The organism is Paenibacillus sp. FSL P2-0089 (assembly GCF_038595095.1).
In the GTDB taxonomy this organism is placed as follows: domain Bacteria; phylum Bacillota; class Bacilli; order Paenibacillales; family Paenibacillaceae; genus Paenibacillus_AQ; species Paenibacillus_AQ silagei.
The window spans coordinates 2,836,737-2,851,052 of the sequence record NZ_CP152006.1 but is presented as its reverse complement, the minus strand read 5'-3'; the positions used below and the strand labels follow the sequence as shown (position 1 = coordinate 2,851,052).

Here is a 14,316-nt window from a genome sequence, read left to right as displayed (position 1 = left end):
CGCGGATGTAAGCTGATCCACAACTATATTTCCGCTTGCTGAAATGGGGACATTAGGTTGAACGACTATATCTTGAAATAACCAACTCGCACCTCCAGACTTCATGGTTGGCGTTGTCAATTTCTGAGCTCTTACACCTGAAGTCACAGGGGAAGAGACTACTTGTAATAGACTTCCTCCTGAGTCGGACCATCGTGACCAGCTTTCAGCGATTTCCTTTTGGCCGGATAGATTGTTTTCAAAGCTAGGGTTGTTTAATATATTGCCTGCGGTGTCACATAAAAAGCACCGCTTCCTCCCCCTTCTTCCGTTCTGATCCCTACATGGGCTCTGGCACGAACCGTGTTCGGAGGAGTGATATCTGTCAAGGATAAAGTCATATAACTATTTAAAAATCCAGAGGGGTAATCAACCGTTTTTTGAGACAGCAGCGTATTGGCTGCATCAAAATATTGGATACATAAGGACACCTTGGCTTTGTTAATGCTCTCGATACTAACATCGCCATTAAATAGAACCGGCAAGTTCCCCTTAACGGTAACATCCTGAAATAACCACGCTGCAGTACCAAGCTTCATCCCCGAGGCTAAAACTTTCTGTGCCACACTCTTAGACACTACTGACGCCGGGATTACTTGAAATAAGGCACTTCCGGTATCGCTCCATTTGTCCCAACCACTGGCTATGTCCGTTGCTTTACTAGCATTCAACTCAAAATTCGGATTTACGAGCATATTATTCGTTCTAAACTTCCGCTTTACATTTCCATTTAAATCATACTGATATTCCATAATCTCATTGGAGTGCAATGCCTCGTTTACTAATCTCCCATTGGTATCATAATAGTACGTCTTTCCTCCAGCACCCATAGCCACAGAGTCGCTAATGAATAGTATAGAAATCATCAATAGTATTAAATAGAAAGTTATTTTAGGTTTGCTGCTCAGCATTATAATTCCCTCACTCTCTTTTCTCCAAGAACTTCCTCAACCATCATAAGGGAGTTGACCAACGTTGAGAATGGTTGTATTTTGTCGAATTATAACTTGTTTTGTCGATCGGGTAATATTTCAGTCACATTTAGATTTAAGAATTAGACTTTTGGAAAAGGGAGCACTTATCCACATTAAAAAACCACATGGAGGATGCACTCACATGTGGTTCGGTATTAAACTCCATTCATACTTTCCAATTGTTTAACAAAGAATGATTCACCAGTTTTTCACACAGCACAAGTGCGACTATTGCAAGTAATTTTAACAAGATCCAGTTCCTCTTTAAATAGAAGCCGTCTTTCAATTCCCTGACAGTTAACCACTAGTAGGGGGTAAAATAAAAACCTTGAGGATGGCATCCCCAAGGCCACTAACACTATTCTTCTTTTAGCTTGCTTCGAAGCATATATTCCGCGTATGCTTCTTGTATCTTTTCTTTGCAAACCTCTTTCCAGAGTTCCTTTAACTCCACATCTTTAATTTCAGAATAAATTTCAGGCTCCATGTCCCCACCAAATCCAATCCAATCTTCATTCTCTACTTCTCCATTGTCACCTGAAAAAGCTATTTCATGCGAAGCAGGAGCATGCCCAACATAAGGACAATTGTTTTTCAAACAATGAAAGCCTGGATTTTTAACTCCGTATCTGCAGTACTCTGGAATAGTCCCATCTTCCTGACTCTCAACTAAACCGTACAAACAATGCACTTCAACAATAACATGATTAAATGGAATAACTATCCCCACTCTTTCCTATTTATTACTTCTGATGTTTCAAATCTATTTGAGTAATAGTTATTTCACCATTTTCCATTTTGAAGTAAATCCTTGCATTTCCGCGCCCTCCTCCAAAACCTTTGAAATCCGCTGACCATAGCCCTTTTTTATCCCCACTTCCAGTTAGTAGGTGAACATTTAATCCTGAATGGTCTCCGCTTGCAAGCTTTGTTACTATATTATCAAAACTTTCCTGTTGTTTTGCACTTAAACTCTTTAACTGATTAGTTACACTCTTCTCCTCTATAACCGTCATCCAAGGACATTTTGTATTATGAACCCAAATCCCTAAATCAGTTACATAATACGTATGGAAGTCAGCAACCGTAAAGTTGTAAACCGTTACTGGCTCATCCAGTTTTACGAACTCAACCTTATCAATTATAAGATTGGTTCCGTCAGCCTTTTCGAGTTTATCTCCCGTCTCAAGTTCATCTGCAAAGACCCACCCCTTGCCTTCCACCCAAAACGGATGGTTATCAGTCGTCTCGATGACCTGTTCCCCAACATGCAACTTAATAATATCATCACGTTGGTTACGGTATAAAGCTGTTACTTCTTTGTAAGCCAATTTTCCGTCAGGATTATTCTCATCCTTGGCAAGAACCTTATCTCCGACCTCAATGTCTTCAATATTCTTCTGCCCTTCGTCTGTTTGAACTTTGGTCCCTGCTACAAAACAGTTGCATTGTGCAACACCTACTCCATACATACTATAAGCGGCCACAGCAGCGCTATTAGTTTTATACCAAAAGCTTGCGTTGTCAAAGGACAACTTATCCATTTGGGATACGGTTAGTGAAGACAAGTCCGTTCCTTTTTTTTGCATATTCCACAAGGTATACACTAAATATGAATTATTTTGAAGGCTCCCCTCATCCAACCTATCATATGCCTGGGTTCCATAATACCAAACTGCGTAATATTGTTGTGCTAAATAAAAACCTTTGGCCGTATTGTCGAATTTCCAGGTTGAATAATCCCTTACCTGACCAAGCGAAGAATCCCCTCCTACACCTGGTCCAGCAGTTGCCATATTTCCCGTTGGATCACTATATATGATGGGGTTATTCTCCACATACGTATACAAATTCTGACTCAGCGGATTTGTAATCTGCCCTTCAACCGTATCCTAGTTTATAAAGCGGAGCTTTGAATAAAGAAGGTGGCAACTGAGAAATCACTCTCAGCTACCACCCATTCTATCATCCTGCCTGCTGTACTGGTGTATTCGGCATCACGTAGGCTGACTTTTTCTTCATCATGACGTAGATGATGTTTACCAGCTTCCTCATTAAGCACACAATCGCTTGCTGTTTCGTCTTCCCCTCTGCTATCTTTCGCTCATAATAAGCATGAAAATAGGCATTCTTTGGCTCCCTCTTGGTACGGGTGACACCAATCTGACGAATTGCAAGACTCTTGATAATATCATGCAATTCCCGATTGCCTTGCTTACTCTTAAAATTTCGTGACTTATTTCCTGAACCAACCGCTACAGGTGCTATTCCAGCAAATCGGGCAAGCTTATCAGAGGAAGCGAATCGGTGAATATCACCAATCTCTGCCACAAGCTGCGCTGCTGTCACCACATTGATCCCTGTCATGGATTCAAGCTGAAAGCCAAGCTGCTGCATCAAATGCTCAATCTTACCCTCGATACTGACCAATTGTTCTTGAAAAAACCGAGCGGATTCCACCTGACTCACTACAACTGAATCTCTTGAATCCTGAAAATCCCGATACGTTTCTCCATCTGCGTCGATCAGAGTAAGAATTTGATTTGCCTTCTTATGAGACAATCCATTGTTGCTGTGCTTTCGCAAGAAAGCAGCAAGGGCTTCCTCAGACATGTCCTTCAAGGTGTACGGTGAGGGGTAGGTTTCCCAGAAGGCAAGCGCCGTTTTCCCCTCTACTTCAGAGAAGAACTTTTTGTAACTGGGATAGGAATAGCTAATCTGCTGATGCATCTTTTTTACCGCTTCTGTTAAAATCTTAGCCAACCATTTGCGCTGTGTCACAAGTTGGCTAATCGCCCAGAACAGGTCAACGGGTTGAGCATCTGGCAGACGCTCTAACTCGTCCCTGAGCACCTTGGCAACGCATTCCGCATCCCAGCTATCCGACTTCTGAACGGTCACATGGCTTTTTCGTCTGGCGTTAGCGAGCTTTGCGTTCACTTCCTTCACCCAGCAACGATTGTCCTTCAGATAGACGGCGAGTCCTCTGCCGTAGCCTCCGACATCTTCCAGTCCATAGACTACTGACAAGCCCTTCTTGGTGTACTTGTTCAGTTCCTTGAGCAGCAAGGGAAAGGCAGACGGCTTGTTATCGAATTTTAGTTCCCCTAGCTTCTTGCTCCAGCAGTCAATAATGACGGCTGTATGATGTTGTTTATGCAGGTCAACTCCTACATAGATTAGATTCTGCTGTTCAATCATGCTCTTTTGCTCCCTCTGTATTTGAATTGTTACTAATGGATTCGATTCGTTTCATTCAAGAATCTTTGCTGTCTCTATCGCTTGATCTGTATGTATCCAGCCCATTAGTAACCACTCAAACGAGTGGCGAAAACATTAGGGATAAACAAGTTTGCATCCTCAGTTCGAGCGGTCGATGCCGCAAAGATACGTTAGCAATCTCTTGTTTTCGATAATGCTTAGATAGCTGTAAGTTTCAACATCCCAGCAACGTGTGACTTCTCCAGACGTACATAAAGCAGGTCTAGCCGCAGTTCTTCTGTGTACTCGTGAATCTTATCTATGATTTTCTCCGCTGTCGGCAAGTGAATCTCCGCAGCTTGTTCATGTGTAATTTGAAACATGGCATTTTCATAAGCGGCAGTGGTTCGGAGACTTGTTAGAAGCTGATCTTCTTGCTCAACCAGCGATTCATACTTCTCTTGTAATATCGTCACAAGCACATTCCTCCAGACTGTAGGATTGCTTGATGTTTACCGTCTACTTCGATCTGTCCATAACGATACGTTCCTTGGTAAAATGCTTTACGGTCTAGGATTCGTTTCACCTGTACTTTGGTAAACCTCTTCCCTTGTTCTGTTGTAAATCCTTCTTCATTTAACTTCTCAGCTAAAGCCGCCAATGACCATATAGGGTATTGCTTTTTCAATTGAAAGAGCCGCTGAACCGTGGATGCCTTCTGTTCGTCAATGAACATTTGCTTTGATCCCCGTTTTCCTTTGTAACCAAAAGGAATGCCTCCACCAGCAAACTTGCCTTCGGAAGCCTTTTTGTTTCGTCCACGTCCCAGCTTCATAGCAATCTCCAGCCGCTGATAAGCATCCAGCAATTCCATCAAACCGTTAATCAGGAAGTCAGACGGGTCTTTCTTAAAAATGCTATAGGTCGGTTGTTCAATACTCCGAATGTCGATATTGCGCTTTTTCAGCTCCCGATGGACTAGGACTTTGACAATATCACTTCTCCATAATCTGCTTGTGTTCAGGACAACAACGTAATCCACCTTGTGACTCGATACATAGGTCAGCATGTCTTGGAAGCCCTCTCGTTCGACTTCTAAGGCTTCCTCGTCCACTTTCGCCCCACTAATGCCCTCGTCTGTAAAAACCTGAACTAGATGCCATCCCTGCTGCTCACAGTACGACCGAATCTCGTCTTGCTGGTAGGACAAGCTGTAGCCATCCTTCACCTGACCTTGCGTACTGACCCGTACATAGCCTATGACATTCATGTATAATCCTCCATCGTTACGGAAATTGTAATTAGTGTAACTCTTAACAGTTCCACTTTATAATTATATAACCTTTAAGAGTTACATTCAATGATTTTCCAGACAAGTTCATGATATAATCTTTCTATATTTAGCTGCTGGAATGATGGAGGAAGACATGAAGATAAAGATTCGATTAAAAGATATATTAGATCAGCGTGGAATGTCACAAAGACAGCTTGCCCGACAAATGAACTTACGTCCAAGTACCATTAATCATCTCTGTTCCGATTCAGTAGACAGAGTCTATATCCGAACGCTGGAAGCGATTTGTGAAGCTCTAGACATCTCCATCCATGAACTGATTGTTGAAGATTCGGAAGCTTAAGGTGTCTAAATGTAAGTCGGGTCGGGCGCTGGATGTGCTACGCCCTATTCCTCAACAAGAATCATGCTTTTTGATGTAAACCACCCCCGGGTGTTTTCCTATCGTAATGGCGAACATTTCCCGGAAGGTAGGGGTTGAAATCTCTTTATTTTCAAGTACAATAGAGACTATGTTATTTTTCTTTCATCCAACATGTTGGACTTTTTATCGTTATCGGCAAAATAACGTGTCCGTCGGTGAGGATGTGTCTTCTAGCTATTTATTGCAAGACGATCTAAGCAGTTCCCTTGGGGGATTGCTATTTTTTTTGGCAAGTTTTTGCGATTGGCATAAGTAGATGATGTATAAAGCTGCCTTAATACGGATTCATCAAACATGCTTTGCAGCAGTCGGAAACCAAGAACAGTTTCGATCTTGGATATGTTTTCTCTGTTCTCCATTAGCCAAGACAAATCCATATCGCTAACTTCCTCTGGATACTCAATCTGCGCAAGTATCCTCTCCATCGTATAGTCAAAGAATGGTTTTTGGAGTAATTCTACTGCCTTCCTCGTTGGCGAGAACCTTCTCAGATCATTGTCGCTAGGTCTGACTTCTAATCGAAGGATACCTTTAGAACGTTCAATAATCTCGTTTGATTCTTCTTCCTTTCGAGTCTGCTTATGCTTATCATAAAACATAATTCTGCTGCTCTTGTTCCGGTATTCAACGGTCTGTTCTTGGTTGTATGCTATTGTATTCTTATAAGCAAGCTGCTGCCCACTTAGCATCCGCACATATTCACTGACCTTTTTACCTACTTGAAAATTGCAACAGACATCACATCGGCTTATTATCCATTCAGAGTGTGGAACATACACATCAAAGAGTTGGAGCAGCCTGTCTTGCAATTGTTCAAAGAACAAGGGGATATCTGCTTCTGTGAGCATCGTAACGTTGTCTCCATATAGAAACTTCGGCATGGATACTTGTACTGTGAGTGTTTGGCTATTCTCGATATACTTCATGTATGGCAACTTTTCATCTTTTAACGTATATCTTGTGTTCAATGTACCTGTTTCTTTGCTTAAGAATGTAGTTGATTGTTCGTTGTATTGATTCAATATAGCTGGATCAATAGGAATAGGTCTTGCTTTCAGTATTATAGTGTCAAACATATGAAACCTTCTTTCATTTCTAGTAGTCTAATATATTGGATGGGATTGGAGATGTTATAAGAATGAGAACCCACGGCTGGAGTCGGGCTATTGTTCAACTCGTGTCTATCTTTTTCATCGTGCTCACCACCTATTAAGGCTTAATTCCAGTTTCCTCAAACAGCTTGTCTAGCTTCTCAAAGAACTGTTTCTGTTCGTATTTTGCGTAATCTGGATGTACTCCCCATTCGTTATCTCTATGGACGAGATAATATAAGACCAGTTCCAACGCTGTCTTTTTATTACGATTCTGTTCTTGAATTACCGCAACTGCATCTTCTAAAAGGTTGAAATTTGCGCCTTCGTTGATTGGATCAGCATTCAGCAAGGAACTTACCTGTTCGATCAATCTTTCTCTTTTTTGTCCTGCTTGAACATACTCAAGAAGGTTAAAATGCTGTGAATAGTGCTGTGTTGTAGTGTACTCGTTTCCGTCATCATCAAAGTTGGTAATTTCGATTTCCTCATGTTCATCTGTTTTGGTTAAGTAAACCATAAGAATTTCCGACTTTTCGGATGGAAGCAACTCCTTTTGGAACAAGGTTCGATCCTCAATCCCAAATAACTCAGACAATTGCTCAATACGTGGTTCAGGTATCTTCCTTCTTTCTTTGATCCAGTCCTGAAATGTTTGTTTGGAAACCCCGATGGCTTCTGCTACCGATTTGTACTCCATGTGGAACGTGTCAGCTATAAATTGTAAACCGATTATCTCAATCACCGCCATACTTAGTATGCCTTACGAGATTCATTGTATATCGCCATACTCGGAATGTCAAATGCTTTTTCAAAAAAGAAAAACCACATGCAGTTATCACGCTCGCATGTGGCAGCTTGGTTTGATATTACTTTTACTTAATAAATCTCCTAATCCATTGAGGCATTAGCATTTGGCTGCTGGGAGTGCCTAAATAATACTTATGATATTCATCATATTGCTGTAAATCCGTATTAATCTTATCTACAGTATCCGAAGGAGTTAGTTTTATACCTTTGCTTCGTTGTAAAATGTATCCCTTCTTACAGTTGTTACACTTTACAGCAAATTCATTAATTGAATATATTGCATAAACAGATAGTTCATGTTTGCAATTAGGACAATTTACTGCATAATGTTTGGAAATTAATTGTTTTATGTTCATTCTATCCTCCTATACCAAACATTTTAAGTACAAAGAAACCACATGCAGTATATCATCACATGTGGCTAATTTATTTTTAATAAACAATCCCAATTACCAACCATTCTATAATACTGCTTGCCGTAAAGTTAGACAGATAACAAGTATTTTGACGTTTTCTTAAATCATAGCAGAATTCTAATTTTTGAAATGTTTTCTTAGAATTTTAGGCATAAATGAAACACTCGTTGGAATGCCTTTGTAATATTTGTTGTATTCATCCCAGTCGAATGCCTTCTCAATGTCATCTGGGACTGATGAAGGTGTTAATCTATTAAATTCTCTTTCATACATATAGCCTTTATCACATTTATTACACTTCAAAGCAAATTTTTTTATTGAGAATGTAGTATAAATTGAAAGTTCATAGCCACAGTTCGGACAAAACACACCGTAATGCTTTCTAATCAAGTCTTTTAATTTCATATCAATCACCTACACCAAATAATTTTTTTATCATGATTTGCTGTTCAAGTGAAGGCTGTGCCCAGTTCTTTCCTGCCGCATAGCCCGAGCCTCTAACCCCCCATTCTCCATCAGTGTAAAACAATGTAAAGCCCAGATCTGATTTCGTTAATCCTAACTGTTCGTGACTTAAGAATGCACCATAATTCTCTGGTTGAACAAAAGCATCAATTTTACCATTTTCTCTTAAAATACCGATTATTGGTCTATTACTACTAAGTGCCTTACTCGTCAGGTCCTCCAGTTTAGGAATAGCTTTAACAATATTCGCCTCGCCTTTAAATACAACCTTTATCCATTGCCCTGCTTTTTGAATCAGGCTTACACCGGCTTTTTCAGCAGCCTTACCAACTTGTAAAGCTTTCGCTTCAGCCGCTGATATTGGAATAAAGTTAATTGCTAAATTCGCTGCATTTAAGAGATGTTCTGCACTCCATGGCTGGTCGTTAGAATTAATATAATTGGTTAGCGCCCCTCCTGTATACCAATCAACAGCACTATAAACCCCTTCACCTGCTTTTACCCAAGTGGCTTTTGGGGCGGCACCATCCATTAATCCGCCTCCACCTCCCCCAAAATCATATGCTTTAGCTGCGTGACCCGATGGATCTGTATAAATCAAAGGATTATTGCTAACGTAAGTATATATATTTAAACTTAGCGGATTATCAATCTGCCCTTCATACGTATCCTCATTTAAAAACCGTCCCATACTCGGATCATAGTAGCGGGCCCGCAGATAATACAGTCCAGTCTCCTGGTCATAGACCTCTCCCGTATACTTGAAGGAGTTAGAAATTTTCTCTTCCTGACTGGTGATGTTGCCCCACTCGTCATAGGCGTAGTTGTTCACTACTGTTCCGTTAGTATCGACGATCTGCACCACGTCACCGTGGCCGTTGTACAAGTAGTAATAATCCTTAGCCGCTTTTTTATCCTTCTTCACCAACACCCGGTCTCCCCGGACAAAGTTTGCCTGTTCTACAAAGGTGCCATTCACGATTTTTTCTTCCGAGATGACTTGGCCCTGGAAGTTGTAGTTCACCTGGGTCTGGGTATTGCCGTTGGTCTTCATCCACCGTATTCCGTCGGCATAGTACTGGAAGCTAGTGCTGGTGCCGCCCTTGGTGACACTTGTCAAGGTATTCTGCAGATCATAGGTATAGCTCGTATCTCTAGAATCCTGGCTTACGGTGCTCGTATCCGATAACGTTACGCGATTGCCTCGTACATCGTACGTATAGGTCGTTTGACCACCGTCTGGGCGACTGATCGAAATCAGCCGGTTTAGCGCATCGTAGGTGTAATTTGTCGTTTGGGCAGCGCCTCCGTTACGCGATTCACTAACAGCGACCCGGTTCCCGTTGTTGTCATAGCTATAGTTGTAACCGGATAGGCTGCCGCTTCCCTTGGTATTGGTCATGGATTCCGTCCAGCCCAGTGCTTTATTATACGTATAGGTCGTTATCAGTTGGCTTCCATCCGTCAACGTCGGGTAGGTAATCCGATGAATCTGGTTATTGGCATAATAGCTGTATTGAGCATTTACAGCAGGGTCGCTATTTAGGGTCGAGCTTCCGTTCGTCTGAACCTTGTCCAGCCGTTCCTTCTGGTATTGGTAATTCGCAGAGAACCCCATATAGTTGTCTGTAATCTTTGTCATTCGTCCTAATACATCGAGTTGGTTACCGATCGATGCCGCATGTGCACCCGATTTCGAATATACACTGCTTACCTGACCCAGACTGTTCTGGGTTTGGGTATGTGAAGCAGTCTCGACCCCATTGGTAAGGGTGAGGACCGTTTGTTTATCCGGACTGCCATCGCCGAAAATCATTTTGGTTTCCTGTGTTTGCGCTACATTATTAATATTCCCTCGAATCGTGCTTGTTTTCAGCTGACCGCTTTCGTCATATACATAATCGAATGAACTGCCGTTACGGTCGGTTTTGGCGGTTAATTGCCCCAGATTATTATACGTGTAGCTCTCACTTTGCGAGGCGCCGTCCTGCTTGACGCTAGGCAGACCGAGTTCGTTATAGCTCTTTGTATTTAGAGTTTGCGGAGTACCGCCTTTGGCTTGAATCGTAACCTTGGTTACTTGGCCGTTCCCGTCATAGCTGTAGCTCGTTGTCTGGTTCAAGGCGTCCTTCAGGCTGGTTAACCGGCCTAAAGCATCGTATGCAAAGGTGGTGGTTACCCCGTCTTCATTCAGCTTGCGGTTAGGATCGGTATACCCTGTAACATTCCCCATAATATCGTACCGGTATGATTCGGCGATCCGTTGCTGATTTGTTGGCCAATCCTTGTAGGTAGCCGCTGACAACTTGTTCCCCCAAGGATCATAGCTCTGCTCTACGTAATTCAACACTTCTCCGTTAGTGTGATCCTTAATATAGCTGGTGCTGGTACGCGTTTTGATATTGTAGTCGCTGATCATCTGATCGTTGTTCGCATTAGTTGCCCGGTTTTGACGGCCCCAAGCATCGTAGCTGGCGGTCAGGGTATTTCCGGCTGGATCGCGGGAATACACCGGACGCCCCTGGTCGTCATAGTGATAGTGTGTGAACACCCATGTTTTCGCATTGGGATCAAGGCGCTCTTCCATGAGTGCCGACCCCAGCCCGTTATAATATATAGCGGAATTGGTGCTCAGCGACTGATTCGTGGAAGCCTTCGTCACCGTATGGATACTGTTTACCTTTAAGGCATACACGCCTGCATTCTCAGCGTCGAAGTTGGGTGAGGTCTCATTGTAATAGTTATATTCAATGACCTCTTCGTAGCGCTCTCCATTGCTATTCGTTCGGTCTGGATATGTTTCTTTTTTCAGACGCCCTCCCCGTTCATATTCATAGGAGACCGTTTGATTGTTACCGTCGCTTTCCCGAATCAGCCTCCCCATCCTCATGTCATATACCATCGTCTTTTTAACAATACGCTGCTCTGGCGTGCCTATATTGAACCATTGCTGCTGTTCCGTCGGATATGCACGTTTGGTCGCGTCTCCATAATCAGTTACACTTTTGGCGACGATTTTACCACCTGCTGTTTTCTCCGCTATAGCTTGTGAAACTTCCCTCGTCCCATTGTTATACTGATACCTATACGTAGTTTGCTCCCCTAGCGCGTTAGTCACACTTAGTGGCCTTCCTTCAGGCGTATAGGTATAGTGTTCAGATACAGGATTAGCATCTGTCTCATTGAGATACCAGCTCTTCGAATCCATAAGATGATAATTCGGTTCATAACTCATTGTTGTTGTATACCGCTGCTTGATGTAAGGATTGTTGAACTGCTCCATGGTCAACGGTATCGTTTCTGTTCCCACCCACCCCCAGGGGGTATATGTCGTTTCCTTAAAAAGGTGGTTGGCCGTTGCCTCGTTATCCCCCGCACCATACTCCGAAATGGTTGTTCTTGTCGGAGAATTCTGGAACAGTTCATGAAAAGCAGTGTTGGTTACTACTTTCCGTTCCCCATTTGCCGCTTGCGTATCGGTGGATAGCAGCCTAGCTTTACCATTAAAGGTCCGGAACGTGGTCATATTGTTAGAAGCCGTATCACTTAACCATTTAACCGTTGAATAGAAACGGTAATCCTCTGTTATATTCTTCGGATTATAACTGGGGTAACCGGTATAATCGCCTTCATATTGATATTGGGCTCGATTATATCTTTTGGACCCAATCGAATCCTCTCTGGAGGTGACCCGATATTCCTGTACCGAATCCATTGAATTAATGTTACGTACCGTCTGATCGTATTCATAAGTCGTTTTGGAATGAGGGTATGTGACTCCTTTCAATAAGGAGTAATAATTATAGTTTTGCTCCCCTCCATATCCCCTCCAAGGATCGTAAACCGCATATTGGTAATCATAATTGAAGAAGGTTTCATCCCCGTTCCGGTCAGTAATAACCCATAACACAGGAACATAGGTCTCTAATTCATTAACTCTAGTCTTTACTCTTCCTTTGGTTAATGTGACCTTCTGTACCTCCATTCCTCCATCTTTTACGCGAATGGTAACATTCTCTCCATAGAAATCGCCCTCAGTCTCCAGATTATTCTCATATTCAATGGTCACTACCCGGCCAACTGAATCTGTTATTGAACTGATAACTTCCAATTTCATACCGGAATATTCGAGTTTAGTATGTTTAAAGGTAATCGTGTTCCCATAGCGGTCTACAATTCCTAACAATAGGCCTTTTCCAGAAAAATATTCACGTCTTTTATCGGCATACTCCACACATGAAAAGGAAAACTCGTCGCCATTGAAGAACTCATTGCTTGAAATCAGACGCATATTCTTGCTTTTAAAGTTCAAAAACTGAGTGTATTGAGTAAGCTCATCTCCATTCTGCGGGTAAGGCGCTACCGCAAAAACTCCGCCTTGGCCATCATGATAGTATGAATACCCACCCACAGTTTGAATAGAAGGGAATTGAAGCGACCAGCCTGTTCCAAGATTGTAACGTGTTAGGTAATGGTCATATCTGGCTGTGAAATGCCCCGTAGAAGTATATTGTATGTCCAAGGAATGAGCCTCGTTCGAGCTGTACATGATCCCTATATCTAAATCTAGTCCATCCCGTCCAGGTAAATGAATCTGATTTTGTTTCCAGGTCAATGATCCAGATGCAGGGTCGACAGTTTCACTGGTCAGCTCCCGGTCTCCATATTGAGGTTTATTGGTCTGGTTAATCTGTGCTTGCTTCACTAATCCGTCAAAGATGCCAGAAACAGTTCTGTCAAAAGCAGTATATTGGGAAGAAGCGAGTTGAAGTTGACTGTCAAGGAGTGCCTCTTCTCCATACACGAGCGACATCACGCTTTGACGCTGAACGACAGAATGAGCTTCACCCTCGTTCTTATACACAGAATCCGGTACTGAGGGCGGCTCCGCCAGGTCAGCAGCTGGATCTTTCAATTTCTGTTCAATCTCTTCCCAGGTTAACTTGCCGGGATGGCGCCACTTCAAAAGCTCGAGTGGTGTTCTCCCGGATGACTCCTGCATCATTAGATTGATGCCATATACATCCTCATAAGAAGCTCCTGCCAGAAAGAGCTGTTCAATCTCAGTTTGGGACAAATCCTGTGAGCCCTTGTTCTGATTAGCCCTGGAACGGAGATTCGTTGTCTCCTCAGACGCTTTGGAATCCAACCGCCCTTGCTTCAATAATGTTCTCGCTTTTAGAGAAAGGAGCGCCGGAGGCAGTATGTTCTGTTCATATGTAGCTTTAGCTACGGTAATACTCTCATCAGGCATTGGAGGTGCCCCTACACGTTGCCTCCTGCTCATCAGCCGTTTTCTCTCAACTGGCGACGCATCTGAAGTAACCTGTGAGTTCAATTCATCCCCCACCATGGGAGTGGGGGCCGGCTTGGCTTCAGTTGACGTTGTAAACAGAGAATGTGGCGGTTCAGAAGGAGCCGCTGAAGGTTCAGGAACGTTAGCCGACTCCAATTCATAAGGACTTACCTTAGCACTTGCTCGTCCCTCCAGGGTTGGAAATCCGCCCCCAATTAAAGCAATGCTTAGAATTAATACTATCCAGCGATGGAGCGGGTGCTGACTTTTCATATAACATTTCTCCTATCTGTATGAAGTGAATGG

General features: G+C 42.7%; 12 protein-coding genes. 1 reads left to right on the top strand and 11 read right to left on the bottom strand.

All coding sequences use genetic code 11. The features are described 5' to 3' along the window. Positions 1–254: 254 nt before the first annotated feature. The 6 genes from NST69_RS11500 to NST69_RS11475 all read right to left on the bottom strand — a co-directional run bounded on the left by NST69_RS11500 (position 255) and on the right by NST69_RS11475 (position 5,484). A complete protein-coding gene (locus NST69_RS11500; RefSeq protein ID WP_342549359.1) occupies positions 255–950 on the bottom strand; it encodes a hypothetical protein in 696 nt (231 codons plus the stop codon). A gap of 421 nt (positions 951–1,371) precedes the next feature. Next, a complete protein-coding gene (locus tag NST69_RS11495; RefSeq protein WP_342549358.1) occupies positions 1,372–1,743 on the bottom strand; it encodes a hypothetical protein in 372 nt (123 codons plus the stop codon). Between the two features lie 13 nt (positions 1,744–1,756). Continuing rightward, a complete protein-coding gene (locus NST69_RS11490) occupies positions 1,757–2,809 on the bottom strand; it encodes a polymorphic toxin-type HINT domain-containing protein (protein WP_342549357.1) in 1,053 nt (350 codons plus the stop codon). Positions 2,810–2,978: 169 nt separating this feature from the next. Then, on the bottom strand, positions 2,979–4,214 hold the full coding sequence (locus NST69_RS11485; RefSeq protein ID WP_340751716.1) for an IS110 family transposase: 1,236 nt from the start codon (positions 4,212–4,214) through the stop codon (positions 2,979–2,981). Positions 4,215–4,432: 218 nt separating this feature from the next. After that, positions 4,433–4,690: a hypothetical protein gene (locus NST69_RS11480; RefSeq protein ID WP_340751715.1), complete on the bottom strand. Its 258-nt coding sequence runs from the start codon at positions 4,688–4,690 to the stop codon at positions 4,433–4,435. After that, complete coding sequence (locus NST69_RS11475) at positions 4,687–5,484, bottom strand: recombinase family protein (protein WP_340751714.1); 798 nt, start codon at positions 5,482–5,484, stop codon at positions 4,687–4,689. The genes NST69_RS11480 and NST69_RS11475 overlap by 4 nt, the downstream gene beginning before the upstream one ends. 157 nt (positions 5,485–5,641) lie before the next feature. Here NST69_RS11475 and NST69_RS11470 point away from each other — a divergent pair, with 157 nt between their 5' ends. Then, positions 5,642–5,851 (top strand): helix-turn-helix transcriptional regulator, encoded by a 210-nt coding sequence (locus NST69_RS11470; protein WP_340751713.1) that lies wholly within the window; start codon positions 5,642–5,644, stop codon positions 5,849–5,851. Between the two features lie 251 nt (positions 5,852–6,102). Here the strand turns inward: NST69_RS11470 and NST69_RS11465 are convergent, their stop codons facing one another. From NST69_RS11465 to NST69_RS11445, 5 genes are all read right to left on the bottom strand, one after another. Next, positions 6,103–7,008 carry a hypothetical protein gene (locus tag NST69_RS11465; protein ID WP_340751712.1) on the bottom strand — a complete coding sequence of 302 codons (906 nt, stop codon included), beginning with the start codon at positions 7,006–7,008 and terminating at the stop codon, positions 6,103–6,105. A 133-nt stretch (positions 7,009–7,141) separates the two neighbouring features. Continuing rightward, complete coding sequence (locus tag NST69_RS11460) at positions 7,142–7,774, bottom strand: hypothetical protein (RefSeq protein WP_340751711.1); 633 nt, start codon at positions 7,772–7,774, stop codon at positions 7,142–7,144. A gap of 124 nt (positions 7,775–7,898) precedes the next feature. Further along, complete coding sequence (locus NST69_RS11455; protein ID WP_340751710.1) at positions 7,899–8,189, bottom strand: hypothetical protein; 291 nt, start codon at positions 8,187–8,189, stop codon at positions 7,899–7,901. 177 nt (positions 8,190–8,366) lie between these two features. Next, entirely contained in the window at positions 8,367–8,654 is a 288-nt protein-coding gene (locus NST69_RS11450; protein ID WP_340751709.1) for a hypothetical protein, read from the bottom strand. A 1-nt stretch (position 8,655) separates the two neighbouring features. Next, complete coding sequence (locus NST69_RS11445) at positions 8,656–14,283, bottom strand: RHS repeat-associated core domain-containing protein (RefSeq protein ID WP_342549356.1); 5,628 nt, start codon at positions 14,281–14,283, stop codon at positions 8,656–8,658. Positions 14,284–14,316: the final 33 nt, after the last annotated feature.

Excerpts from the sequence above, each read along its gene's own strand:
- NST69_RS11445 (WP_342549356.1), bottom strand. The coding sequence starts at position 14,283 with ATGAAAAGTCAGCACCCGCTCCATCGCTGGATAGTATTAATTCTAAGC.
- NST69_RS11475 (WP_340751714.1), bottom strand. The coding sequence starts at position 5,484 with ATGAATGTCATAGGCTATGTACGGGTCAGTACGCAAGGTCAGGTGAAG.
- NST69_RS11465 (WP_340751712.1), bottom strand. The coding sequence starts at position 7,008 with ATGTTTGACACTATAATACTGAAAGCAAGACCTATTCCTATTGATCCA.
- NST69_RS11500 (WP_342549359.1), bottom strand. The coding sequence starts at position 950 with ATGCTGAGCAGCAAACCTAAAATAACTTTCTATTTAATACTATTGATG.
- NST69_RS11490 (WP_342549357.1), bottom strand. The coding sequence starts at position 2,809 with ATGGCAACTGCTGGACCAGGTGTAGGAGGGGATTCTTCGCTTGGTCAG.
- NST69_RS11460 (WP_340751711.1), bottom strand. The coding sequence starts at position 7,774 with ATGGCGGTGATTGAGATAATCGGTTTACAATTTATAGCTGACACGTTC.
- NST69_RS11470 (WP_340751713.1), top strand. The coding sequence starts at position 5,642 with ATGAAGATAAAGATTCGATTAAAAGATATATTAGATCAGCGTGGAATG.
- NST69_RS11450 (WP_340751709.1), bottom strand. The coding sequence starts at position 8,654 with ATGAAATTAAAAGACTTGATTAGAAAGCATTACGGTGTGTTTTGTCCG.
- NST69_RS11455 (WP_340751710.1), bottom strand. The coding sequence starts at position 8,189 with ATGAACATAAAACAATTAATTTCCAAACATTATGCAGTAAATTGTCCT.
- NST69_RS11485 (WP_340751716.1), bottom strand. The coding sequence starts at position 4,214 with ATGATTGAACAGCAGAATCTAATCTATGTAGGAGTTGACCTGCATAAA.